This is a genomic window from Rhodococcus sp. NPDC058521 (genome assembly GCF_042719695.1).
Lineage (GTDB): Bacteria > Actinomycetota > Actinomycetes > Mycobacteriales > Mycobacteriaceae > Rhodococcus_F.
In genome coordinates this window covers 423,223-445,315 of the sequence record NZ_JBHXNL010000001.1, presented here as the reverse complement: position 1 = coordinate 445,315, position 22,093 = coordinate 423,223, and the positions used below count along the sequence as shown (strand labels likewise).

24 protein-coding genes are annotated in these 22,093 nt (G+C 65.4%); 6 read left to right on the top strand and 18 right to left on the bottom strand.

Features of this window, described 5'->3' with window-relative positions; all coding sequences use genetic code 11:
- Window positions 1-10: 10 nt before the first annotated feature.
- Genes ACFWO3_RS02070 through ACFWO3_RS02055 form a run of 4 tightly spaced genes read right to left on the bottom strand, consistent with a single transcriptional unit; the run spans window position 11 to window position 2,933 of the window.
- A complete protein-coding gene (locus ACFWO3_RS02070) occupies window positions 11-475 on the bottom strand; it encodes a barstar family protein (RefSeq protein WP_378573172.1) in 465 nt (154 codons plus the stop codon).
- The gene (locus ACFWO3_RS02065; RefSeq protein WP_378573170.1) at window positions 472-885 is read right to left on the bottom strand and encodes a ribonuclease domain-containing protein; all 414 of its coding nucleotides are present in this window, start codon (window positions 883-885) and stop codon (window positions 472-474) included. Before ACFWO3_RS02065 ends, ACFWO3_RS02070 begins: the two co-directional genes overlap by 4 nt.
- On the bottom strand, window positions 857-1,663 hold the full coding sequence (locus ACFWO3_RS02060) for an exodeoxyribonuclease III (protein ID WP_378573168.1): 807 nt from the start codon (window positions 1,661-1,663) through the stop codon (window positions 857-859). Before ACFWO3_RS02060 ends, ACFWO3_RS02065 begins: the two co-directional genes overlap by 29 nt.
- Before the next feature lie 40 nt (window positions 1,664-1,703).
- Window positions 1,704-2,933 carry an MFS transporter gene (locus ACFWO3_RS02055; protein ID WP_378573166.1) on the bottom strand — a complete coding sequence of 410 codons (1,230 nt, stop codon included), beginning with the start codon at window positions 2,931-2,933 and terminating at the stop codon, window positions 1,704-1,706.
- 127 nt (window positions 2,934-3,060) lie between these two features.
- On the opposite strand from ACFWO3_RS02055, the gene ACFWO3_RS02050 reads away from it, so the two are divergent.
- Window positions 3,061-3,711, top strand: a complete 651-nt coding sequence (locus ACFWO3_RS02050) for a DUF427 domain-containing protein (RefSeq protein ID WP_378573164.1) — start codon at window positions 3,061-3,063, stop codon at window positions 3,709-3,711.
- 53 nt (window positions 3,712-3,764) lie between these two features.
- On the opposite strand, the gene ACFWO3_RS02045 is transcribed toward ACFWO3_RS02050, so the two are convergent.
- Window positions 3,765-4,988 carry an NADP-dependent isocitrate dehydrogenase gene (locus tag ACFWO3_RS02045; protein ID WP_378573162.1) on the bottom strand — a complete coding sequence of 408 codons (1,224 nt, stop codon included), beginning with the start codon at window positions 4,986-4,988 and terminating at the stop codon, window positions 3,765-3,767.
- A 387-nt stretch (window positions 4,989-5,375) separates the two neighbouring features.
- Here ACFWO3_RS02045 and ACFWO3_RS02040 point away from each other — a divergent pair, with 387 nt between their 5' ends.
- Window positions 5,376-6,698 (top strand): bifunctional o-acetylhomoserine/o-acetylserine sulfhydrylase, encoded by a 1,323-nt coding sequence (locus ACFWO3_RS02040; protein WP_378573159.1) that lies wholly within the window; start codon window positions 5,376-5,378, stop codon window positions 6,696-6,698.
- Window positions 6,695-7,819 carry a homoserine O-acetyltransferase gene (locus tag ACFWO3_RS02035; protein ID WP_378573157.1) on the top strand — a complete coding sequence of 375 codons (1,125 nt, stop codon included), beginning with the start codon at window positions 6,695-6,697 and terminating at the stop codon, window positions 7,817-7,819. Before ACFWO3_RS02040 ends, ACFWO3_RS02035 begins: the two co-directional genes overlap by 4 nt.
- Before the next feature lie 12 nt (window positions 7,820-7,831).
- Here the strand turns inward: ACFWO3_RS02035 and ACFWO3_RS02030 are convergent, their stop codons facing one another.
- The 4 genes from ACFWO3_RS02030 to ACFWO3_RS02015 are packed head-to-tail and all read right to left on the bottom strand — an operon-like array spanning window position 7,832 to window position 11,221.
- Window positions 7,832-8,116: a DUF3017 domain-containing protein gene (locus tag ACFWO3_RS02030; RefSeq protein WP_378573155.1), complete on the bottom strand. Its 285-nt coding sequence runs from the start codon at window positions 8,114-8,116 to the stop codon at window positions 7,832-7,834.
- A 1-nt stretch (window position 8,117) separates the two neighbouring features.
- Window positions 8,118-8,975: a bifunctional methylenetetrahydrofolate dehydrogenase/methenyltetrahydrofolate cyclohydrolase gene (locus tag ACFWO3_RS02025; RefSeq protein WP_378573153.1), complete on the bottom strand. Its 858-nt coding sequence runs from the start codon at window positions 8,973-8,975 to the stop codon at window positions 8,118-8,120.
- 32 nt (window positions 8,976-9,007) lie between these two features.
- The gene (locus ACFWO3_RS02020) at window positions 9,008-9,613 is read right to left on the bottom strand and encodes a pentapeptide repeat-containing protein (protein WP_378573151.1); all 606 of its coding nucleotides are present in this window, start codon (window positions 9,611-9,613) and stop codon (window positions 9,008-9,010) included.
- On the bottom strand, window positions 9,614-11,221 hold the full coding sequence (locus ACFWO3_RS02015; RefSeq protein ID WP_378573148.1) for a GMC family oxidoreductase: 1,608 nt from the start codon (window positions 11,219-11,221) through the stop codon (window positions 9,614-9,616).
- 96 nt (window positions 11,222-11,317) lie between these two features.
- Between ACFWO3_RS02015 and ACFWO3_RS02010 the strand changes: the two genes are divergently transcribed.
- Entirely contained in the window at window positions 11,318-11,782 is a 465-nt protein-coding gene (locus ACFWO3_RS02010; protein ID WP_378573146.1) for a tRNA (cytidine(34)-2'-O)-methyltransferase, read from the top strand.
- Here ACFWO3_RS02010 and ACFWO3_RS02005 read toward each other — a convergent pair.
- Window positions 11,779-12,675 (bottom strand): LysR family transcriptional regulator, encoded by an 897-nt coding sequence (locus ACFWO3_RS02005; RefSeq protein ID WP_378573144.1) that lies wholly within the window; start codon window positions 12,673-12,675, stop codon window positions 11,779-11,781. The genes ACFWO3_RS02010 and ACFWO3_RS02005 overlap by 4 nt on opposite strands.
- Before the next feature lie 89 nt (window positions 12,676-12,764).
- Here ACFWO3_RS02005 and ACFWO3_RS02000 point away from each other — a divergent pair, with 89 nt between their 5' ends.
- On the top strand, window positions 12,765-13,784 hold the full coding sequence (locus ACFWO3_RS02000) for a TDT family transporter (RefSeq protein WP_378573142.1): 1,020 nt from the start codon (window positions 12,765-12,767) through the stop codon (window positions 13,782-13,784).
- Here the strand turns inward: ACFWO3_RS02000 and ACFWO3_RS01995 are convergent.
- Genes ACFWO3_RS01995 through ACFWO3_RS01980 form a run of 4 tightly spaced genes read right to left on the bottom strand, consistent with a single transcriptional unit; the run spans window position 13,726 to window position 17,923 of the window.
- Window positions 13,726-15,180: an MFS transporter gene (locus tag ACFWO3_RS01995; RefSeq protein ID WP_378573140.1), complete on the bottom strand. Its 1,455-nt coding sequence runs from the start codon at window positions 15,178-15,180 to the stop codon at window positions 13,726-13,728. The genes ACFWO3_RS02000 and ACFWO3_RS01995 overlap by 59 nt on opposite strands.
- Window positions 15,177-16,055 carry an NAD(P)-dependent oxidoreductase gene (locus ACFWO3_RS01990; RefSeq protein WP_378573138.1) on the bottom strand — a complete coding sequence of 293 codons (879 nt, stop codon included), beginning with the start codon at window positions 16,053-16,055 and terminating at the stop codon, window positions 15,177-15,179. Before ACFWO3_RS01990 ends, ACFWO3_RS01995 begins: the two co-directional genes overlap by 4 nt.
- 35 nt (window positions 16,056-16,090) lie before the next feature.
- Window positions 16,091-16,642, bottom strand: coding sequence for an NADPH-dependent FMN reductase (locus ACFWO3_RS01985; RefSeq protein ID WP_378573136.1), 552 nt, complete (start codon window positions 16,640-16,642; stop codon window positions 16,091-16,093).
- 60 nt (window positions 16,643-16,702) lie between these two features.
- Window positions 16,703-17,923 carry an MFS transporter gene (locus tag ACFWO3_RS01980; protein ID WP_378573134.1) on the bottom strand — a complete coding sequence of 407 codons (1,221 nt, stop codon included), beginning with the start codon at window positions 17,921-17,923 and terminating at the stop codon, window positions 16,703-16,705.
- 86 nt (window positions 17,924-18,009) lie between these two features.
- Here ACFWO3_RS01980 and ACFWO3_RS01975 point away from each other — a divergent pair, with 86 nt between their 5' ends.
- Entirely contained in the window at window positions 18,010-18,900 is an 891-nt protein-coding gene (locus ACFWO3_RS01975) for a LysR family transcriptional regulator (protein ID WP_378573132.1), read from the top strand.
- A gap of 4 nt (window positions 18,901-18,904) precedes the next feature.
- On the opposite strand, the gene ACFWO3_RS01970 is transcribed toward ACFWO3_RS01975, so the two are convergent.
- From ACFWO3_RS01970 to ACFWO3_RS01955, 4 genes are read right to left on the bottom strand one after another with little or no spacing between them, the layout of a single operon-like run.
- Window positions 18,905-19,291, bottom strand: a complete 387-nt coding sequence (locus tag ACFWO3_RS01970; protein ID WP_378573130.1) for a DUF302 domain-containing protein — start codon at window positions 19,289-19,291, stop codon at window positions 18,905-18,907.
- A 2-nt stretch (window positions 19,292-19,293) separates the two neighbouring features.
- The gene (locus tag ACFWO3_RS01965; RefSeq protein ID WP_378573128.1) at window positions 19,294-19,599 is read right to left on the bottom strand and encodes a rhodanese-like domain-containing protein; all 306 of its coding nucleotides are present in this window, start codon (window positions 19,597-19,599) and stop codon (window positions 19,294-19,296) included.
- Window positions 19,586-20,512 (bottom strand): DUF4349 domain-containing protein, encoded by a 927-nt coding sequence (locus ACFWO3_RS01960; RefSeq protein WP_378573126.1) that lies wholly within the window; start codon window positions 20,510-20,512, stop codon window positions 19,586-19,588. Before ACFWO3_RS01960 ends, ACFWO3_RS01965 begins: the two co-directional genes overlap by 14 nt.
- 34 nt (window positions 20,513-20,546) lie before the next feature.
- A complete protein-coding gene (locus ACFWO3_RS01955; protein ID WP_378573970.1) occupies window positions 20,547-22,043 on the bottom strand; it encodes an MFS transporter in 1,497 nt (498 codons plus the stop codon).
- Window positions 22,044-22,093: the final 50 nt, after the last annotated feature.

The following is a 22,093-nucleotide window of genomic DNA, read 5'->3' as shown; positions in this document are numbered from 1 at the left end:
ACCGATCTTTTCATGCCGGTCGAAGGTTCACGAACGCAACGCCCTGCGGCGCGTCTCCTGCTCCCTGCAACACCACCCGGAAGGGTGTGGGGCTCCATTCCTCTGCGTAGAACTCCATCGACTCGTCGAACCATGCGCGGACCTTCGGCTCGTCCGCCAGCAGCTGTTCGGAGTCGCGGACCACCACCACGTACCCCGCACCGCCGCCGGTGAACTCGTCCAGATCGCGCATGCATTCGTCGAACGCATCCTTGTTGTGGCCGAAGTAGTGCGGGAACTGGAAACTGGCCGCAAACTCGTCGAACAGTGCCCCGAGCGTGCGCATTCGAGACCCGCGTACGACACGCGCCACCATCCCGGCCTCGCGTGATTCCGCGGCAACCTGATCGGCACTGCTCGGTGACCCGGACACGTACCCGAACACGGCGTTGCCGGAAAGGAAGTCCGAGACCGTGGTCGTCCGTTCATCGCTCATCGAATCCTCGTGAATGAGTCGTAGTGATCGACAGTGAACCACGCCGAACGGTCGTCTCCCGTGACTATCCGCTCCGCGTCCCGCCCACGACCGGGCTGTTTCGGGTTCACATCCCATTCCCGATAACGGATCTTCGTGCCGTCGGAGGTAACTTCCGGCAAGTGCCCCTCGTTGTTGCGGAAGGTCGCGCCACCCTTGGTGCCTGGCGCGTTCGCGGACTCCGGCCACGCACCGGCATCGATCTCCGCCAACGTGGCCGCGACCCGGGCCGGAATCCCGTCACTGCCGGTCGGGCTGGAAATGGTGGACCCACCCGGCGTGCACGCCAGCGCAACCGCGATGATCAGCGCCAGTGCGGCGAATACGGCGAGTGCCCGCCTTCTAGCGGTACTGAACAGTGACCGGAGCATGGTCGGACCACCTCAGGTCATAGGATTCTGCACGCTCGACGACGGCCTGCTTTGCGCGCTCGGCCAGCCCGGTCGTGGCCAGGTGATAATCGATCCGCCAACCGGAGTCGTTGTCGAACGCCTTGCCGCGGTACGACCACCACGAGTAGGGGCCTGCCACATCCGGGTGGAGCTCACGCACCACGTCGACCCACGCGGGATCTTCGGCGAGCAGGTTTCCGAACCATTCGCGCTCGTTCGGGAGGAATCCCGAGGACTTCCTGTTGGTCTTCCACGCCTTCAGATCGTTCTCGGCGTGCGCGATGTTCCAGTCGCCGCACACGACGACGTCTCGCTCCGACTTCACGGTGCCTGCCGCAAGCCCGGACAAGTGCCGTGAGAAGGAGGCCATGAAGCGCTCCTTCTCGTCCTGCTTCGGCGTCTGCGCCTCACCGGAGGGAAGGTAGAGGCTGCCGACGGTGAGGTCACCGAAGTCGGCCTCGATGTACCTGCCGGCGTCCGCGAACTCCTCGTCACCGTGGCCGATCCGGACCGCGTCCGCCGGCTTGCGGGACAGGATGGCCACGCCGTTGCGGCCTTTCGCACTGGGCTCGGCCGACACCAGGTGCCAGTCCTCTTCCAGTGCAGACGCGAGGGCATCGTGCAACTGCTTGTCGGAGGCACGGGTCTCCTGGAGGCAGACGATGTCCGCGGAGGAACGCTCGAGCCAGTCGGTCATGCCCTTGCGCACGGCCGCACGCACGCCGTTGACGTTGACGGTGGTGATGATGTGAGACACGCACAGCACCGTAGCCGACCGTGCTGACACAAGTGTGGAGTCAGGAAGCGTGCGCGCGTTCCCGATCGGCCGACCTGCGTTCCATCAGGACTGCCAGACTCAGAACCACCAGACCCGCAACTGCGAGCGCACCACCGACCGCCGCGGGCGCGGTGTATCCGTGGCCCGCGGCGATGACGACCCCGCCGATCCACGCTCCGAAGGCGTTCGCGATGTTCAACGCTGCGTGGTTCAGGGAAGCCGCGAGGGTCTGGGCGTCGGCGGCCACGTCCATCAGACGTGTCTGCAGGCCCGGAACCATCGACGATCCGGCAGCACCGATTCCGAAGACGAGCACGAGCGCGGTCACCGGGTTGTGCGAGGCGAACACGAAAACCGCCAGCATCACCCCGAGCGCGGTCATCGACGCGAACAGGCCCGGCATGAGCGCGCGGTCGGCGAGCCGGCCGCCGACGAAGTTGCCCGCCACCATGCCGACTCCGTAGATCATCAGAGCCAGGGGAACGAGCGATCGCGACAGTCCGGACACGTCCGTCAGGGTCGTGCTGATGTACGTGTAGACGGCGAACATGCCACCGAACCCGACCATGCCGATGACGAGGGTCATCCAGACCTGTGGACGCCGCAGTGCACCCAGTTCGGTGATCGGGTTGGTGACGTTCATGGCACAGAGCTCGGGCACCCAACGCCAGATCGCGGCCACTGTCGCCGCACCGATCACGGCAACGAGTGCGAAGGCTGTACGCCACCCGAGGTGCTGCCCGAGCGAAGAGGCTGCGGGAACGCCCACGACGTTGGCGACGGACAGCCCCATCATCACGAGCGCGACCGCCTTCGCGCGCTCGCCGGGCCGGGCCAGATGTGCCGCAACCAGCGAGGCAACTCCGAAGTAGGCGCCGTGCGGCAGCCCGGCGACGAATCTGGCCACCATCAGCGTCTCGTAGTTGGGAGCGAAGACGGACGCCGCGTTGCCGACTGTGAAGGCGATCATCAGGCCGAGCAGAAGATGCTTGCGTGGCACCCTGGCGCTCAACGCCGCGATCAGGGGCGCACCCACCACCACGCCGAGCGCATACGCCGAAATGACGTGCCCGGCGGTCGGTTCGGAGACGTCCAACCCGGTCGCCATTTCGGGCAAAAGGCCCATCGCCACGAATTCGGTGGTTCCGATTCCGAAACCACCGAGCGCCAACGCCACCATCGCAACACGCCGGGTCGCGGCATGCTCCGAGTCGGTGGTGGACGGACGGGCGGGCGCAGAAGTCGTCAAAACGAAGTGTCTTTCGATAGCGGCACACAAAAGGGAACGGAAGGTACGAACAGTCGATTGCCATCGCAACATTCCCGCTTCGCCCTTCCGCTGGCAGTGACCTCTCTCACCGAGCAGAATCGAGAGCATGGCATCGAAGATGCAAGACCATCTGGCCTCGATCGCGAATCGACTGCGCTATCAGCCGACGACCAAGCGGGTGCGCGCCGACGCGCACGGCGTCACGGTCGCAGATTCGACGTCGGCGGTCCTGGTGTGGCAACCGGGTAGCCCGGTGCCGGTCTACGGCCTTCCTGCCCGGGACGTCGACATGGACCGTGTCGGCGACGACGCGACTCGGCTAACGGACCCGGATCTCGCGGAGTTCGTCCTCCTCGCCCCTACCGCCTTCACGTGGCGCGAAGAGGACGAGGAAGTGGTGGGACACCCGCGCGACCCATACCACCGGGTGGACGTCGTGCACAGTGCACGCCGGGTGACGCTGCGATTCGCGGGCGCGGTGATCGCGGATTCGCATCGCTGCGAGATGGTGTTCGAGACGGGCTTCCCGGAAGCCCGCTACTACCTCCCCCGCGGCGACGTCGCCGCCGAACTACGTCCCAGCGATACCCGCACCGTGTGCCCCTACAAGGGCGAGGCCACGTACTGGACTGCGGTCATCGACGGGCACGCGCTCGAGAACATCGCCTGGAGCTACGAACACCCGCTGCCCGAGGCGGTCCGCATTCGCAGCCTCGTGGCCTTCCACGACGAGCGACTCGACCCGCTCGTGGTGTAGGAACGCGAACGGGACGCCCCACTGTGGGACGTCCCGGGTGGCGGTGCGAGCTCCTACTTCGAGGAGATCGCCTTCTGGAGGTTGATGTCCAGTGCGCCGAGGAACTCCTCGGTGGTGAGGTATCCCTGGTCGCCGCCCACGAGCATGGCGAGGTCCTTGGTCATCTGCCCACCCTCGACCGTCTTGATGACGACGTCTTCGAGTTCCTGCGCGAAGCCGATGACCTCGGGGGTGTTGTCCAGTTTGCCGCGGTGCTCGAGTCCACGCGTCCACGCGAAGATCGAGGCGATGGGGTTGGTGGACGTGGGCTTGCCCTGCTGGTGCTGACGGTAGTGACGCGTGACGGTGCCGTGTGCAGCCTCCGCCTCGCAGGTCTTTCCGTCCGGCGTCAGCAGCACCGAGGTCATGAGTCCCAGCGAACCGAAGCCCTGTGCAACCGTGTCCGACTGGACGTCACCGTCGTAGTTCTTGCACGCCCAGACGTAGCCGCCCTCCCACTTGAGCGCCGAGGCGACCATGTCGTCGATGAGGCGGTGCTCGTAGGTGAGGCCCGCCGCGTCGAACTCCGGCTTGAACTCGGTCTCGTAGATGTGCTGGAAGATGTCCTTGAACGCGCCGTCGTAGGCCTTGAGGATCGTGTTCTTGGTGGACAGGTACACCGGGTAGTTCTGCTGCAGGCCGTAGTTGAGCGAGGCGCGGGCGAAGTCCTCGATGGACTTGGTGAAGTTGTACTGCCCCTGCACGACGCCGCCCCCTTCGGGGAAGGTCACCAGCTCGTGCTCGATCGGCTCACTGCCGTCTTCCGGCGTGTAGCTGATCATCACCTTGCCGGGGCCGGGAACCTTGAAGTCGGTGGCGCGGTACTGGTCGCCGAAGGCGTGACGGCCGATGATGATCGGCTTGGTCCAGCCGGGAACCAGTCGCGGAACGTTGGAAATGATGATCGGTGCACGGAAGATCGTGCCACCGAGAATGTTGCGGATCGTCCCGTTCGGGGACCGCCACATCTTCTTCAGGCCGAACTCTTCGACACGAGCCTCGTCGGGCGTGATGGTTGCGCACTTGACGCCCACACCATGCTTCTTGATCGCATTCGCAGCATCGACGGTGACCTGGTCGTCGGTCTCGTCGCGGTACTCGACGCCGAGGTCGTAGTACTCGAGATCGACGTCGAGGTACGGGTGGATCAGCTTGTCTTTGATGAACTGCCAGATAATGCGCGTCATCTCGTCGCCGTCGAGTTCGACGACGGTGCCCTCAACCTTGATTTTGGACATGGGTGCTTCGCGTCCTCCTAGGAAGTTTCCCTGGTTACACGGTTGCGGGCTCACTTTGTGAGTGGTCCGCGAACGGTTCGCTTATCAAACCTAGACGTTCCGATCCGCTCCCGGGAGACCGAACCCAAACAAGACAAGCGTACTGCTAAGCCTGTCCGGCGCAACCGGCGGGCCGACGAACTTCTCATTACCGGCTGGTAACTATTGCCTGATAGAACCCCTGATCCGTGCCACTTCAGGAAGATCGACCCCAGCCGCTAAGATCGGCATGAAGCACTACACGGAGGTTGCACATGCGTTGTTGTCGTAGGTGATCGCGAACCGGTCGCAGGCCCTGGTACTCACCGACTGCCGGCCCCACCACGCCACACCTTCACGGAGGCAACCATGACCGACACCAACGACACCGACGCAGCCGCTGCGGACCCCACGGCGCACTGGTCGTTCGAGACCAAGCAGATCCACGCCGGGCAGACCTCGGACGCCACCACCAAAGCGCGCGCCCTGCCGATCTACCAGACCACCAGCTACACCTTCGACAGCACCGACCACGCCGCCGCCCTGTTCGGTCTCGCCGAGCCGGGCAACATCTACACCCGCATCATGAACCCCACCCAGGACGCGGTCGAACAACGCATCGCAGCGCTCGAAGGCGGCGTCGCGGCACTGCTCGTCGCCTCCGGCCAAGCCGCAGAAACCCTTGCGATCCTCAACCTCGCCGAAGCCGGCGACCACATCGTCTCGAGCCCCTACCTCTACGGCGGCACGTACAACCTCTTTCACTACACCTTGCCCAAGCTCGGTATCGAGGTCTCCTTCGTCGACGACCCCGACGACCTCGAACAGTGGCAGAGTGCGATCCGCGACAACACGAAGGCATTCTTCGCCGAAACCATCTCCAACCCCAAGAACGACGTACTGGACATCGAGGGGATCTCGGGCGTCGCACACGATTCGGGGCTGCCGCTGATCGTCGACAACACGGTTGCCACCCCCTACCTGATCCGGCCGTTCGAGCACGGCGCCGACATCGTCGTGCACTCGGCCACCAAGTACCTCGGCGGCCACGGCACGTCCATCGCCGGTGTCATCGTCGACAGCGGCACCTTCGACTGGACCCAGGGACGCCACACCGGCTTCACCACCGCCGATCCCAGCTACCACGGCGTCGTCTTCGCCGACCTCGGCGCACCCGCCTACGCCCTCAAGGCCCGCGTCCAACTGCTCCGCGACCTCGGTCCGGCCGTGTCACCGTTCAACGCATTCCTCATCGCACAGGGCATCGAAACCCTGAGCCTGCGTATGCAGCGGCACGTGGAAAACGCCCAGAAGGTGGCCGAGTTCCTCGAGGCTCGTGAGGACGTCACGTCCGTCGGTTATGCGGGGCTCCCCTCTTCTCCCTGGTACGAACGGGGACGCACGATCGCGCCACGCGGCACCGGCGCCATCGTCACCTTCGAGGTCGCCGGCGGCCTCGAGGCAGGCAAGAGGTTCGTCAACGCGCTCACCCTGCACAGCCACGTCGCCAACATCGGCGACGTCCGCTCGCTCGTGATCCACCCCGCGTCGACGACACACTCCCAACTCACCCCCGAAGAACAGCTCGCTGCAGGCGTCACCCCCGGACTCGTCCGTCTGGCCGTAGGAATCGAAGGCATCGACGACATCCTCGCCGACGTGCAGGCCGGACTGGAGGCAGCAGCATCTTGACCACGAGCCCAGTGACCTCGCTCCTGCCTGCCGACGGCCGCCTCGGCTACGTCGACATCGGCCCACTCGAACTCGAGAGCGGCGCACGACTGCCTTCGGTCACGCTTGCGGTGGAGAAGTGGGGTGAGCTCTCCCCCAACCGCGACAACGTCGTTCTCATCGAGCACGCCCTCACCGGCGATTCGCACGTGTCCGGCGAGGTCAGCGACGAGCATCCGGCCCCCGGCTGGTGGAACGGCATGGTCGGACCGGGCGCTCCCGTCGACACCGACGAGTGGTGCGTTCTGGCCACCAACGTGCTCGGCGGGTGCCAGGGCAGCACCGGGCCTGCTTCGCTCGCCGAGGACGGCAAACCCTGGGGTAGTCGATTCCCGGAGATCTCGATCCGCGACCAGATCGAGGCGGAGCGCAGGCTCGCCGACATCCTGGGTATCGAGAAGCTGGCTTCGGTCATCGGTGGGTCGATGGGTGGGATGCGCACCCTCGAGTGGGCGATCAGCTACCCCGACCGTGTTGCGTCTGCCCTGGTTCTTGCCGTCGGTGCCCGCGCCACGGCGGATCAGATCGGTACGCAGACCACCCAGATCGCGGCCATCGAGGGAGATCCCGACTGGCAGGGCGGCGACTACCACGGCACGGGCCGTATCCCCCGCCGCGGGCTGGGCATCGCGCGGCGCATCGCGCACCTCACGTATCGCACCGAGATCGAGTTGGACTCGCGCTTCGGAATCTCCCCGCAGGCGAACGAGGATCCGTGGAACGGCGGACGGTACGCGGTCCAGAGCTACCTCGAACACCAGGCGGACAAGCTTGTGAACCGGTTCGACCCGGCCACCTACGTCCTGCTCAGCGAGGCCATGAACCGGCACGACGTGGGACGCGGACGGGGCGGCGTGGCTGCTGCTCTCGCCACCATCACCGCACCGGTCGTGGTGGGCGGCGTGGACTCGGACCGCCTGTACCCCCTCCGGCTGCAGGAGGAGCTCGCCGAGACAATCCCCACGTGCGACGGCCTGCGAATTCTCGAGTCCAGGGACGGCCACGACGGATTCCTGACCGAAGCGGAAGCCGTGTCGAAGCTGCTGGTCGAGACGATGGATCTGGCCCGCTCCGGGCGCTGACGCACCGGCGGGTCAGTCCGTCCCGAGCGGGTCGATCGATACCGCAAGAATCACGATCGTTGCGCCGACGGTTGCCAGCGCCCCGACATCGAAGGGGCGGCTACGCACCACGAGAAGTCCTGCGCGGTCGTCGCTGAGCACCAGTCGCAGAATCGCAGCCAGCAGGGTCGCCACACCGAATACGAACGCGCCGCGTCGCCACCTGTCGGCCAACACGAAAACGACGGCGATCAGGATGACGACGGCGACGGCCACCATCGGCAGGTTCTTCTTCGTGAAGCGCGCCCAATCGGCCATGTCAGACCGATGCAGCCATACGTTCGGCCCGCTCGACAACGTTGGTCAGCAGGAAAGCGCGGGTCAGCGGTCCCACCCCGCCCGGGTTCGGCGACAGGAAACCCGCCACATCGACGACACCCGAGGCGACGTCGCCGCGGAGTCCCTCTTCGGTTCGGCTGACTCCCACGTCGAGGACGGCAGCACCGGGCTTGACCATCTGCGGCGTGATCAGGCCGGGCACGCCGGCGGCGGCGATCACGATGTCGGCGCGGCGCACCTCCGCAGCGAGGTCTCGGGTTCCGGTGTGACACAGCGTGACCGTGGCATTCTCACTGCGCCGGGTGAACAGCAGACCGATCGGCCGTCCGACGGTGATTCCGCGGCCGACCACGACGACGTGGGCACCTGCGATGGGCACCTCATAGCGGCGCAGCAGATGCAGAATGCCCCGCGGAGTGCAGGGCAAGGGTGCTTGCTTGCCGAGAACCAGACGACCCAGGTTCACCGGGTGCAGGCCGTCCGCGTCCTTGTCGGGGTCGATCCGCTCGAGCGCGGCGTTCTCGTCGAGCTGCTTCGGAACCGGCAACTGCACGATGTATCCGGTGCATTCCGCGTTCGCGTTGAGCTCGTCGATGGTGGCGTCGAGGGTTTCCTGGGTGGTGTCGGCAGGCAGGTCCCGACGGAGCGAGGTGATGCCGACCTTCGCGCAGTCGTTGTGCTTGCCACGGACGTACGCGGCCGATCCCGGGTCGTCACCGACCAGCACGGTGCCCAGGCCAGGGGTGATGCCCTTGGCTTTCAGCGCACTCACGCGCACCTTCAGGTCTTCGAAGATCTCGTCGCGGGTCGCTTTGCCATCGAGGATCGTTGCAGTCACCGCGCCATTGTTTCAGGTCGTTCCCGGCTTCGTCAGCTGCCCTCCACCGTGAGTCCCTGGGCGGTGGCGTAGGCCACGGCCTGGGTCAGCTCGATCTTCGTTCGCGCCAACGACGCGGACGTCCACAGCCCGGCATCGACGTGCGCGCCGCGCAGATCCGCACCGTCCAGTTTGGCGCCGCCGGTGCGGGCGCCGAACAGATCGACGGACCGCAGCAGGCAGTCGCGGAGGTCGGTGCGAACCAGATTCGTCTCTCGGAAGCGGCAGTCGGTGAAGTCGAGACCACGCAGGTCCGCGCCGCCCAGGGAGGCGAGAGTGAAATCGCATTCGTCGATGTACATGGGGCGCAGTCGGGAGTTCTCGAATGTGGAGCCGAGGAAGCTGCAGCTTCTGAACTCACTGTGCCACAGGGTTGTTCGAGTGAAATTGCAGGAGCGGAACGCGGTCGCCAGGTGTCGTGATTCACCGAGGTCCGCGCCGGTGAAATCGCAGTCCGTGAACACCACGTTCTGTGTGCTCAGCCCGAAGAGGTCCGCATCGCGAAACGTGCAGTTGGTGAAATGGCGTTGCTTCCACTCCTGCCGCGGCAGGCGAGCGTCTCCGTAGTCTTCGCCGATGGTCTCCTCGTCGGAACTCATCTACCCATGATGCGTCACCATCAGATCGGCTGCGCGCTCGCCGATCATGACGCTCGGTGCGTGGGTGTGCCCACGAACGAGAGTCGGCATCACCGAGGCGTCGGCAACGCGCAGTCCCTCCACCCCGCGAACGGTCAACTCGGGTGTGACGACGCTGGCTGCGTCCTTCCCCATCCGGCACGTTCCGACCGGGTGATACAGCGTGTGCGAGAACTCGGACAGCGCAGTTTCGAACGTCTCCTCGAGCGACGCGTCGGACGCGGGAGGCTGCAGAAAGTCGCCGAGTTTCGCCGCCAACGGTGGTGCCGTCGCGATGCGGTGAGTGATTCGCAGTCCTTCCATCATTGCCGCGCGGTCCGCGCCGTTGTCGTCCGAGAGGTAGCGCGGGTCGATCTTCGGCTTCGCTGTCGGATCCCCCGACTCGAGGACGATCGTGCCCCTGCTGTGCGGGCGCAGGAGGATCGGACCCATCGCGACGCCCTCGGCGGACGGCTCACCGAGACCCTCGTCGTAGAAGGGCGCGGGCGCGAAGATCAGCTCCAGATCGGGTAGGTCGAGTTCGGGGTTGCTGCGGACGAATCCGTACGCTTCACCGACGTTCGATGTGAGCATCCCCTTGTGTCGCAACAGATAATCGAGTAGCTGACGCGGTTTCTGGGCGGTGAACAGTGAGCCCGACTCCACGCTGTAGCCCAGCGGGCACGCGAGGTGATCGGCCAGATTACGCCCGACTGCGGGGGCATCGTGGACGACCGGAATCCGGTGCCGGGACAGTTGGTCCGGATCTCCGATTCCCGACAGCATCAGCAATTGCGGTGAGTTGATCGCGCCGCCGCACAGCACCACTTCACAACGTGCCGTGACCGTGTGCGAGCGGCCGCCCTTGCGATACTCGACTCCCACGGCGCGAGCCCCCTCGAAGACCACTCGCGTGACCAGCGCCTCGGTGATCACGTCGAGATTCGACCGCTTCCGGGCCGGGGCGAGGTACGCGTCCACGGTGCTCCACCTCGAACCCCTCTTCTGCGTGACCCGGGTCTCGGTGAACCCTTCCGGACCGGGCAGGTTGGCCCGTTCCCGAACGAACCCGGCCGATTCCACCGCGGAAAGGAAGTCGGCGGTCAACGGACGCGGGCTGCGCTGCCGGGAGACGTGCAGCGGGCCGACGGAGCCGTCGTCGGATTCGTCCTCCGCATCCCGCATCTCGATCCGCCGGTAGATGTCGGCCACATTGCGGAAGGACCATTCGTCACCGGCGATCGTCGCCCACTCGTCGTAGTCGGCCGCGAAACCACGTACCCACATCATCGCGTTCATGGACGACGACCCGCCGAGCATCTTTCCGCGCGGCCAATAGATCTCACGATTGCCCAGTTGTGACTGAGGGGTCGTCGAATAGTTCCAGTCACGTTCAGTCCGGAAAAGCTGCGCGAATCCGGCGGGAATGTGGACGAACTTGTCGTTGTCCTCGGGACCCGCTTCCAGGACCACGACCCGGTTCGACGATCTGGCACTGAGCCGGTTGGCGATGACGGAACCGGCAGAGCCGGCACCCACCACGACGTAATCGGCCGCGAAGCTCTCGGACTCGAAACGAAGTGCACCCATGCGAACAACTCCACGTCTGACGTCGAATGATGCCTGCCAAACTACAAGCGCCACCGAGGTCCCGGGCGATTACGCGCGAGACGTATGCTCACGCAGGTGTTCAAAGTGATGTTCCACGAGCCCCGTATCCCGCCCAACACGGGAAATGCCATTCGTATGGTTGCGGGGACAGGGTGCGAGCTTCACCTCGTCGGTCCATTGGGTTTCGACCTTTCCGAACCGAAACTCAAACGCGCCGGCCTCGACTACCACGATCTCGCGTCCGTCTTCGTTCACGAGAACCTGGAGGCTGCGTGGGCGGCAGTGAAACCTAACCGGGTATTCGCATTCACTGCCCACGCGACGAGGTCCTACGCGGATGTCGCCTACGAACGCGACGACGTGTTGTTGTTCGGACCCGAGCCCACCGGGTTGTCGGACGAGACCCTCGCGGACCCTCACATCACGGACCTGCTCCGCATTCCCATGCTGCCGGGCCGCCGCTCGCTGAACCTGTCGAATGCGGCGGCGGTCGCTACCTACGAGGCGTGGCGCCAGTTCTCTTTCGACGGTTCCGTTTAGCGATTCGCTGCGAGCGCGATGTCGAGAAAATCTCGGGCGGGCCCGCGCAGTCCACGGTCCCGGTCCCACACGGCGGTGAGCCTGCGAGGCAGATCCAGTCCCTCGACCTCCACGGACGCGAGTCGACCGTCCGTCAGATCGGCGGCCACGGCGAGTGACGACACGACGGCGGGTGCGTTGCCTGCCACCACGGCGGCCTTCACCGCGGTGCACGAGGTCAGCTCCAGAAGTGGGTCGACGCACTGCGGCAGTGCGTTCTCGAGGGTGGTTCTCGTTCCGGAACCCGATTCCCGTTGAATCAATGGGGTCCGAGTGAACTCGTCGACCGTGATCGCCGGACGGTTGGCCCACTCGTGGTCGGGCGGGACGATCACCACGAGGTGATCCCGAGCGACCTCGCGTGACTGGAGGCGCGCCGGGATGTCCGGACCCTCCACGAAGCCGAGGTCGGCACCACCCGACAGCACGGTCGCCGACACCTCGGTGGAGTTGAGCAACTTCACCGACGTGACGACGTCCGGAAACCTCCGCCGCATCGCGACGGTCCACCCCGGAACCAGGTACTCGGCGATCGTCATGCTTGCGGCGACGGTCAGGCCCGCTTCCCGCTCCCCTCTCAGTGCCGCGACACCGGATGCGAGTTCGTTCGCGGTCTCGAGGATCAGGCTGGCCCATTCGAGTATCAGGGCGCCTTCCCTGGTCGGCTGGACGCCACCGGCTCCTCGGTCGAACACCTTGATTCCGAGCAGCCGTTCCGAGGTACGAACCCGCGCACTCACCGCCTGCTGACTCAACCCGTGTTCGCGGCCGGCAGCGCCCATGCTCCCCAACCGCTCGACGGACAACAGCACATCGAGCGCACCGAGTTCGGGCACACGCGGAGAGATCGGCACAAATACAGGCTATCGGCACAATCGAGTTTTGTGGCGCGCCAATCGCGAGCCGTCTACCGGCGTGTCGGCGCAATCGAGAGAGTGGTGTCATGACTCCGAATTGGTTCGCCGCAGTGATGGGGACAGGCATAGTCTCGGTAATGGCCGCGGCCCTGCCCAGCGACGTCGCAGCGGCACCCGCCGTCGCGACCGTGTTCGCAATTCTTGCGTCGATGTTGCTGGCAGTCCTTACGACAGCGCTCGCGGTCACGTGGATCCGCAGTCCGGAGTCGGCGGCAACCGATGCCCGGAGCCCGCACATGTTCCCTTTCTACGGGGCGGTGTCGATGGCGTTCATGACCGTCGCGTCGGCGGTGCACCACCACGCACCCGTGGCGGTCACCGTCGCGCTGTGGAGCATCGGAACGGCACTCGGACTCGTCACCTATGTCGTCATGGCCACGCGGTTGCGAAACGGGTATCCGTCCGCACCCACGACGGTATGGCTCATGCCCCTCGTGCCTCCGATGGTGTCGGCGACGGGCGGTGCGGGCATCGCCCAACACGTGCCTTCCGGTGCCCCGCACGTGGCGATTCTTCTCGCGAGTTACGGACTTTTCGTCCTCGCGTTGGCCGGCGCGATCCCCACCATGCTCATCGTCGGTCGTAACATGCTCCGCAACGGACTTCCGGAAGTGTCCACCACCCCGACCCTGTGGATTCCGCTCGGTGTCGTCGGGCAATCGGTCGCGGCCGCGAATTTGCTCGCGCAGGACACCGACAATCGCTGGTTGCGCGACTTCGGCCTCGTCTACGGCTGCGTGATCGGAGCTGTCGGTATTGTTGCGCTCGGTGCCGTCGCCACGATCACCGTCGGCGCCTTCGCGAACGGACTGCGGTTCAACCCCGGCTGGTGGAGTTTCACCTTCCCGCTGGGCGCGTGCGCTCTCGGCGCAAACAGCCTCGGCACTGCCGCCGGCTGGAATGCACTGCACACGGCAGCACTCGTCATGCTGTCCGCACTGATCCTGATCTGGGCGACGGTCGCGCGCGGCAGCGTGCGCCACTTCCTCACGCAAGTCGAGCTCGGTCGGCCGATCGACTCAGGACCAGCACCGCAACGGCGCTGACGGCGACTACGGCTGCGCCGACGACACTGGCGTCACCGTAGCCCGACATAGCGGTCTCCTCGGGTCCGAGCCGACCAACATGTCGGTTGGCCGACGCGGCCATCACCGCAGTGAGCAGAGCCGTACCGAGAGCAGCTCCTATCTGCTGGCCCGAATTGACGAGCGCACTGGCGATCCCGCTGTCGGTGCCGGCATTCGCGGTAGCAGTATTCGACCCGACGACCATCACGATGGTTCCGCCCACACCGAGGAGCAGCATCGCCGGGAGGATGCCGGTCAGGTACGTGGCGTCCGGGCCCAACCGCATGAACGTTGCGATCGCGGCTGCCACTACGAGGAGACCGACCCCGAGCATCACACCTGATCGAACCCGGTCCGCCGCCGCGGACAACAGCTGCGAGGTCACGACGGCGCCCAGCCCGAACGGAAGGAACGCCACTCCTGTCACCAACGCGCTGTAGCCGAGAACGCCCTGCAGGAATGAGGTGAGGATGTACATGCCGGCGAACATGCCGATTCCGACTGCGAAGACCGCGACGAAGGCCGCCAACCGCTGTCGATCGGCCAAAAGTTGCTGCGGTACGAGCGGATTCGCCGATCGTCGCAACGTCACCACGAACATGGAGAACAACGCAGCCGCACCCACCAGGATCGCCCATACCTGCGGCTCGGCCCAACCGAGGACACGTGTGCGGTCGAATCCGAAGACCAGCAGCCCCAGTGCGGTGGTGACCAGTGCCGCACTGCCCAGCCCCAACTGCCTGTGCGCGGCCGTCGGCGTGATGGGTGCGGTGCGGGCCAGCCCCAGCGCCACGACCAGAGCCAGTGGGGTGTTCACGAGCATGACCCAACGCCACGACATGCCGTCGACAAGTGCTCCGGCGAGGGCGAACGAGGCTGCGGTGCCCATACCCATGACCATGCCGAAGGCGGCGAAGGCACGCGACCGATCGGTCCCCTCAGGGAACATCACCGAGATAATCGCCAGTGCTGTAGCGGCGACCAGTGCACCGGCCACGCCTTGCAGCGCACGAGCTACCAGTAGCACTTCGGCGGTCATGGCCAGCCCACCGAGCAACGACGCAGCTGCGAATCCGACCATGCCCGAGATCAGACTCCGGCGCAGTCCGAGGACGTCGGCGAGGCGTCCACCCAGCAACATGGACGCCCCGAAGAAGAGCGAGTACAGCGTCACGACCGCAGCCAGCGAGCTGTCGGACAGACCGAGCACCCGCTGCGCCTCGGGCAGTGCAACATTCATCATGGTCACCGCGGCGAAGACCGCCAGGTTTCCAGTCAGTACGAACCCGAGCGCCCACCATCGACGCTGCCCTGTGGTTCTGTGTGCTGAACTCGGCTCCGTGGCCCGTGACGACACCTGGATCGGCCGTGTCATGGTTTGGTCACCAGCTCGAACAGACTCGAGAAGCCCTGGCCGCCATGACCACCGGCGATCCGGCGGTCCATCAGCTCCTTGACCTCCCGCATCCGAACAGCTTCCACGCCGAGTGATTCACGGTGGCTGATCATGTCGTCCATCAGCGCGGCCTGGACATCGAGGGAACCGAGGTCCGGCCGGTAGTTTCCGCTCTTCACGGCCGCTCCCATCGACTGCAGCAGCGGAGGAAGCATGGCTACCGTGCCCGCGGCGCGACCGGCGAAGTCCACCACGTCGATGCCCTCGGCCCGAACCAGCTCGAGCACATGCAGGTACCCGATGAGCAGTTCATAGGACAGTGCGACCTGCGCCATGAACTCCACGGCTGCCACGCCTGCATCCTCGCCGTGGTAAGCGATGCCGCCCAACGACTTCAGAGCCGACTCGTGTGCCTCGTACGCGTTGCGGGAGCCGCTGAACGGAAACATGATGTTGCCCGTGCCGACGTCCGGCGGATCACCCATGATCTTTCCGTCGAGGTACTCGGCGCCGCGCTCGTTCGCCCACCGCTCGTTCCCCCTTGCCTGACCTGCGGATCCGCTGGTGACGTTCACCAGCACCTTGCCCTCGACCGCCGTGCCGACAGACGAGAGCACGTCTTCGACCGCGCCACCGTCCAATACGCAGACCACCACGAGTGGGCTCGCCGCCGCGGCATCCGCTGCCGTCGCGGCCGTTCTCGCACCCGCTTCGACCAACGCGTCCGCCTTGCTCGCCGTCCGGTTCCAGACCATGGTGCGATATCCATGGTTCAGGAATGCTTTCGCGATCGCCGACCCCATAGTGCCGAGTCCCAGCACGGTCACCTGGCTCGATTCTTCGGTCTTCGTCATCTCGCTGCTTCCCTTCGTTGCTGATCGAGTCGAAATCATTGGAGGACTCCTTCGGTTCGGATGCTGCTCAACTGTTCGACGATCGTGCGCAGTCGCTGCACGTCGTCCTCGTCGATGAATGCGGTATCGGCGACGCCGCGCTCGTGCACTCGCGAAAGCCCCCAGCCGGTGGATAGGACGTCGGCGCCCATCTGAGTGAGGATGTGCTCGGCCGCTTCGCGCGCCCACGCGGCGCCGAAGTTGCTGGGGCTTGCGCTGATCACTGCTGTGGGCTTGCCGGCGAAGACGGACAGGCCCGCGGGCCGGGCCGCCCAGTCCAGGAGATTCTTCAGCTGGCCGGGAACGCTGCCGCTGTACTCCGGCGTGGCGATCAGCACGGCGTCGGACGAACGGATCCGGGCTCGCAAATCCTCGACCACTTCGGAAACTCGTGGTTCGTGGTCCTCGTCGAACGGCGGGATCTCCCGGACGCGGTCGAATCGACGAATTCGATGCCCCTCGACGCTGGCGAGATCTTCGGCGAAGCCGAGCATCCGAGTGTTGAAGGAGCCGGTACGCAGGCTTCCGGAGATGGTCAGAAGTTTCATGACTGGACCTTTCGTTGGGTTCATGACTGGATCTGTCGTTGTTAGGTGTGATGAGCAACGTCAACGCCCGCGGGCGGCGAGCTGAGTGGTGAGTCCGAGGAGAGCCAGGATTGCGGCGACGACACAGGCTCCGGTCCAGCCGGCAATCGACCAGGCGGCGGCGGCCAGCGCCGAACCGGCTGCTCCAGCGGCGAAGCACGAGGCCATGAGGATCGCGTTCATCCGGCTGCGAGCTTCCGGCCTCAGGGCATAGACAACTGCCTGCGTCGCGACCATCACCGCCTGTTGTCCCACGATCAACCCGACCACCCCGGCAGCCAACCCGATCACTGTGGAGCCGGCGACCAGCATGAGCATCCAGGCTCCCAACTCGAAGGTCAGGCCGACGGTGATGACGATTCGGGTGTGGCCCGCGTCGGCGATTCGTCCGGTCAGCGGCATCAGTGCGATGCCGACCAGAGCAAGCAAGCTGAAGATTCCGATGGCGGTGGTGCTCCAACCGAAGGGGTCGACGGAGAGGCGGAGGGTGACGGCCGACAGCTGAATGGTGAACGCAGCCATGGCGAGAGCCGCAACGAGAGTCCGGCGACGCAACACCGGCAGTTGCTGCAACGGCGTGATCAGTGAGCGCAGCAGGCGCAGGTATCTACCGAGAGTGAGCCGGGTCGACGGAGCGCCGTCGGCAGGGAGTCGCCGCCGCAGGGTCAGTGCCGTGACGACCAGTAGTGCGGCAGCGACCCAGTAGCCACTGCGCCAGCCCGCGATGTCGGCGAGCACCCCACTCGCTGCGCGCCCGAGCATTCCTCCGGAGAGCACACCGGACATCACGATGCCGACCGCGCGGCCGCTGCTGCCTTCCGGCGCAATTCCCGCCGCCATCGGTACGAGCACCTGCGCGCCGACTGCGGCCATGGATGCGGCGACGGTCGCCATGACGAGCATCGAACCGCCGACCGAGGCGGTGGCCACGACCAGAAGCGCGGCCGTCGACAGCAACAGCGTCACGGCGAATCGCCCGCGCCGCAGAATGTCCCCGAGCGGAACGAGCAACAGCAATCCGACTGCGTACCCCGCCTGCGCTCCCGTCACCAGCCAACTGCTCTGCGCGGCAGACATTCCGAACTCTGTCGAGAGACGGTGCAACAGGGGCTGGGCGAAGTACAGCGCGGTGGCCGACAGGCCCGCGGCCAGCGCCATGAGCCGGAACAGACCCGAATCGAAGGTGGGCTCGATCTTCGCACCGGGAATCGGCGGCCCCTGCGGATCCTGAAGTGTGGTCATGCCTCTCAGTTTTGGAGTCATCCAATGATCTGTCCAACAGATCATTTTCGTCATATGATCTATCTGTCTCATAGATGGAGGTGAGGATGGAGCTGCAGCAGCTTCGGTACGTCGTCGCTCTCGCCGAGGCGCGAAATTTCACCCGTGCCGCAGAGCGCTGCCACGTCGTCCAGTCGGCGCTCAGCCACAGCGTCGCTCAGCTCGAACACGAGTTGGGCGTTCGATTGTTTCTCCGCACCAACCGGCGCGTGGATCTCACGCAGTCCGGGGTCCAGTTCGTCCCCGCAGCACGGGAAGCGCTGATGATGGTCGATCGCGCACGGTCGATCGCTGTGGCGGCTGCGGACGAGCTCACTGGACGTCTGGTGGTCGGCACTATTCCGAATCTGACCGCGCTGGACCTGAACGCGGCACTCCGAGTGTTCCGGGACCGGCACCCGGCGGTCGATCTGAGGGTGGCTGCCAGGCGCAGCGAGAACATGTACAACGCCGTGGTCGACAGGTCGATGGACATCGCCTTCATCGCGGCACCGATCGGGGCAACCCGACGCGGAGTTGCCGACCACGAACTCCTCGAGGAAAAATTGGAACTGGTGCTCTGGCCGGGCCATCCACTCGCCGATCGCGCGGAGGTTGGGCTTGCGGACTTGGCGGGTGAGGACTTCGTAGATTTTCCGGCCGGCACTCATGCCCGGGTCGAATCCGACGATGCGTTCTCCGGCGCCGGAGCCTCACGGCGCATCGCCGTCGAGGCAGACACCACCGTGGCCATTCGTTCGGCAATTGCGGCCCGTCTGGGAATCGGGATGCTGCCACCCGATCCGTTGACCGCGAGCAGCGGACTCGCGACAGTTCCGGTGCGGGACGCACCCCGCAGGACTCAGCGGGTGATCTGGGCGAGGCCACCTTCACCTGCCGCGTTGGCTCTGATCGACGAGCTACCCCTGCCGGCCGAGATCAAGCAGTCGGCTCATTGACCGGTTACGCAATCGAGTCGATGGCGGCTTTGAGGAGTCTCGTCGCTTCCACCACTACAGGTTCCAGGTCGGGCTCCTCGGTGACGGCAGACATGATCTCGGGATTCATCGCCTCGACGATCACACCGTCGCCGTCGGCGCGAACCACCACGTTGCACGGCAAGAGCAGACCGATCTGACGGTCGACGCCGACCGCTCGGTGCGCGAGGCGCGGATTGCATGCACCCAGGATCAGGTACTGCTCCATGTCCACACCGATCTTGGCCTTCAGCGTGGCCTGCATGTCGATCTCGGTGAGGACTCCGAAACCGTTGTCCTTCAACGCGGCACGCGTTCTCTCGACTGCGTTGCCGAACGGCGCGTCCACACGGGTGGTGATTCCGAGATTCATGACTACCCTCTTTCGACAGCCCTCCCGGACTGCAGCCAGGCGTCCGTTCCGCCCGCTACCGAGACGGCATTGATTCCTCGTTGGTTCAAGAACTGGGCGGCCTGCAAGCTTCGGCCGCCCACGGCGCAGATCAGGTAGAGAGTCTCGACGTCCGGCAGTTCGTCCATTCGTGCGACGAACTCACTGAGCGGCAACAGTGTTGCGCCCGGAACTCGGACCTGGGCGTACTCGTCGGACTCACGCACGTCGATGACGGGCGCGCCCGCGGCCATCGCCTCGTCCAGTGCGTTGACGTCAACTTCGATCATTGCGGCCTCGTCCACCTGTTCTCACGTCGTGCTCACGTTCGTTGCGCTTGCGCTTGTTCTTCCTGCTCAGAAGACGGTACGCGCCGTAGCCGAGGAACGCGACGACGGCAACGAACAGCAGCCACGGAAGGATTGCTCCGATAGCCACGACGATCCCGGCGAGCACCGACAGGAGCGCATTCCAGCCGGACACGACGCCGTCCCAGAAGCTCTCGGATCCACTTCCGCCGTCTTCGTCGGTCGTGATCCGGATGTCGACGGTGGCGAGGTCCACCTGGTCGCTGAGGGAGCGCTTCTGGGCGGTGAGGCTGTCGAGTTCGCCCTGCCGTTCGGACAGGGCGGTCTCCGCCTCGATGAGGTCGGCGGTGCTCGATGCGCCGGCGATGAGTGTTCGTAGGCGGTCGACGGTGGTGCGGAGCGCCCGGATGCGTGCATCGAGGTCCTGCGCCTGCATGGTGACGTCGTTCTTGGTGACACTGACGCTCGTGACCACACCGAACTCGTGCAGTTCGTCGAGGATTCTGGTGAGTTCGGCTGCCGGGAAGCGCACGGTGAGGGAGCTGCTCGGCTCCTGGTCGTCGGTGCGCGGTTGTTCGGTGATGTCGTCGACGCGGCCGTTTTCGGATTCGACCTTGGTGACGATTCGCTGGCCGGTGTCGACGGGGTCGTCTGCGGTGATGCTCACCCGGCCGGTGACGATCTCCTGGCGTTGCGCCGATGCTTGATCGGACGGCGCCTGCGCCGACAGACCCTCACGTTGGAAACCACCACCGGCCTCGGCGGATATCCCCGGCGGCGCGGGTGCAGGTTGCGAGTCCGAGAGCCCGCCGTCGTTTCCTGCACAACCGGCGAGCATCAGCCCCGTCAGTGCAACTCCGGTCAGAACTCTCACGCGCCGAACGTATTTCCCCATTGCAGAACCATACCGAACCCGACCGTCGCCGAGATCACACCTCGGCCATGAGGCGTTCGTCCGCCGCCTTTCGGAGTTTCCTCTCGGAAGGGATGGCGGTGACGATCGCGGCGGCCACCAGGGCCACTCCGCAACCGATGAGCAGACCGGTGCGGAAGCCCGACTCGGTCGGCAGGGAGTGACCGCCTACGTCGACGCTCATCTGCGCGAGCACCACGCCGACGACGGCGGCTGACACCGAGGTGCCGACGGAACGCATCAGCGCGTTGACGCTGTTCGCGGACGCGGTTTCGGATTGCGGCACCGAACTCATGATCAGTGCGGGCATGGCGCCGTAAGCGAATCCGACGCCGGTGCTGCAGATGCAGACAACGACGAGCAGTCCCCACGTGGAGCCGAGGAGGAACATCGAGGAGCCGTAGCCGAGTGCGATCACGAGGCAGCCGACCAACAGCGTCACCCTCGGGCCTCGCGCCGAGGAAAGTTTGCCGCCGATCGGCGACACCAGCATCATCATCAGTCCGCCCGGCGCCATCCACAGACCCATGGCGAGCATCGACTGGCCGAGTCCGTAACCGGTCTCCGAGGGCAATTGCATCAACTGCGGGATGATCAGGGACTGCGCATACATGCCGAATCCGACAACCACCGAAGCGAGGTTGGTCAGCAGGACGGGCCGGCGCGCGGTCACTCGAAGGTCGACGAGCGGGTCGGACAGGCTCAGTTCCCATTTCGCCCAGACGAGCAGAACGACGACTGCAAGGGCGAACAAGCCGAGCGTGGTGGTGCTCCCCCAACCCCAGTCGCCGCCCTTGGACACTGCAATCAGCAGGCTCACGAGTGCAATTCCCAGGCAGATGGCACCGACGACATCGAAACGCGCGGCCTTGCCGAGTGGCGGCACCTCGGGGATCACGACCCACAGCAGAACGAAGATCACGGCACTGAGCACGGCCACGGCCCAGAACAGCACGCGCCAGTTGGTGTTCTCGGCGACGGCGGCGGCAACGGGAAGTCCGAGCGCGCCACCGATGCCCATCGACGCGCTCATCATCGCGACCGAAGAGTGCATCCGGTCGGGTGGTAGCAGGTCTCGCATGACACTGATGCCCAGTGGGATGAGGCCGACACCGAGGCCCTGTAGGGCGCGACCGGCGATCATCGGCACCAACGACGAAGCCATAGCGCAGGTGATCGAGCCGACAACCAGCGGAACCGTGCAGATCAGCAACATTCGCCGCTTGCCGTACATATCCCCGAGGCGACCGGTCACCGGGGTGGCGACTGCGCCGGCAAGAAGAGTGGCCGTGATCACCCACGATGCGTTCGACGACGACGTGTTCAGGATCTTGGGCAGGTCCCCGATGAGCGGGACCACCAGGGTCTGCATGAGCGCGGCGACGATGCCGGTGAAAGCCAATACTCCCACCAGCGCACCGGGCCGGACCTCGGGCCGGACAGTCTCGGTTTGGACAGAACTGTCCACGCGGATCTCCTTCTCGATATTGGGGTAAACACCCCGACGTTCCATGTGCACGGTACACACAATGTGCATGATGCACATAACGTGACCTGTACATA

Coding starts and splice junctions, on each gene's coding strand:
- ACFWO3_RS02045 (WP_378573162.1), bottom strand. CDS start 4,988: ATGTCCAAAATCAAGGTTGAGGGCACCGTCGTCGAACTCGACGGCGAC.
- ACFWO3_RS02015 (WP_378573148.1), bottom strand. CDS start 11,221: ATGGGTGCACTTCGTTTCGAGTCCGAGAGCTTCGCGGCCGATTACGTC.
- ACFWO3_RS01990 (WP_378573138.1), bottom strand. CDS start 16,055: ATGACGAAGACCGAAGAATCGAGCCAGGTGACCGTGCTGGGACTCGGC.
- ACFWO3_RS02040 (WP_378573159.1), top strand. CDS start 5,376: ATGACCGACACCAACGACACCGACGCAGCCGCTGCGGACCCCACGGCG.
- ACFWO3_RS01960 (WP_378573126.1), bottom strand. CDS start 20,512: ATGGGGAAATACGTTCGGCGCGTGAGAGTTCTGACCGGAGTTGCACTG.
- ACFWO3_RS01975 (WP_378573132.1), top strand. CDS start 18,010: ATGGAGCTGCAGCAGCTTCGGTACGTCGTCGCTCTCGCCGAGGCGCGA.
- ACFWO3_RS01985 (WP_378573136.1), bottom strand. CDS start 16,642: ATGAAACTTCTGACCATCTCCGGAAGCCTGCGTACCGGCTCCTTCAAC.
- ACFWO3_RS01970 (WP_378573130.1), bottom strand. CDS start 19,291: ATGAATCTCGGAATCACCACCCGTGTGGACGCGCCGTTCGGCAACGCA.
- ACFWO3_RS01980 (WP_378573134.1), bottom strand. CDS start 17,923: ATGACCACACTTCAGGATCCGCAGGGGCCGCCGATTCCCGGTGCGAAG.
- ACFWO3_RS02070 (WP_378573172.1), bottom strand. CDS start 475: ATGAGCGATGAACGGACGACCACGGTCTCGGACTTCCTTTCCGGCAAC.
- ACFWO3_RS02065 (WP_378573170.1), bottom strand. CDS start 885: ATGCTCCGGTCACTGTTCAGTACCGCTAGAAGGCGGGCACTCGCCGTA.
- ACFWO3_RS02050 (WP_378573164.1), top strand. CDS start 3,061: ATGGCATCGAAGATGCAAGACCATCTGGCCTCGATCGCGAATCGACTG.
- ACFWO3_RS02000 (WP_378573142.1), top strand. CDS start 12,765: ATGACTCCGAATTGGTTCGCCGCAGTGATGGGGACAGGCATAGTCTCG.
- ACFWO3_RS01965 (WP_378573128.1), bottom strand. CDS start 19,599: ATGATCGAAGTTGACGTCAACGCACTGGACGAGGCGATGGCCGCGGGC.
- ACFWO3_RS01995 (WP_378573140.1), bottom strand. CDS start 15,180: ATGACACGGCCGATCCAGGTGTCGTCACGGGCCACGGAGCCGAGTTCA.
- ACFWO3_RS01955 (WP_378573970.1), bottom strand. CDS start 22,043: ATGGAACGTCGGGGTGTTTACCCCAATATCGAGAAGGAGATCCGCGTG.
- ACFWO3_RS02030 (WP_378573155.1), bottom strand. CDS start 8,116: ATGGCCGATTGGGCGCGCTTCACGAAGAAGAACCTGCCGATGGTGGCC.
- ACFWO3_RS02020 (WP_378573151.1), bottom strand. CDS start 9,613: ATGAGTTCCGACGAGGAGACCATCGGCGAAGACTACGGAGACGCTCGC.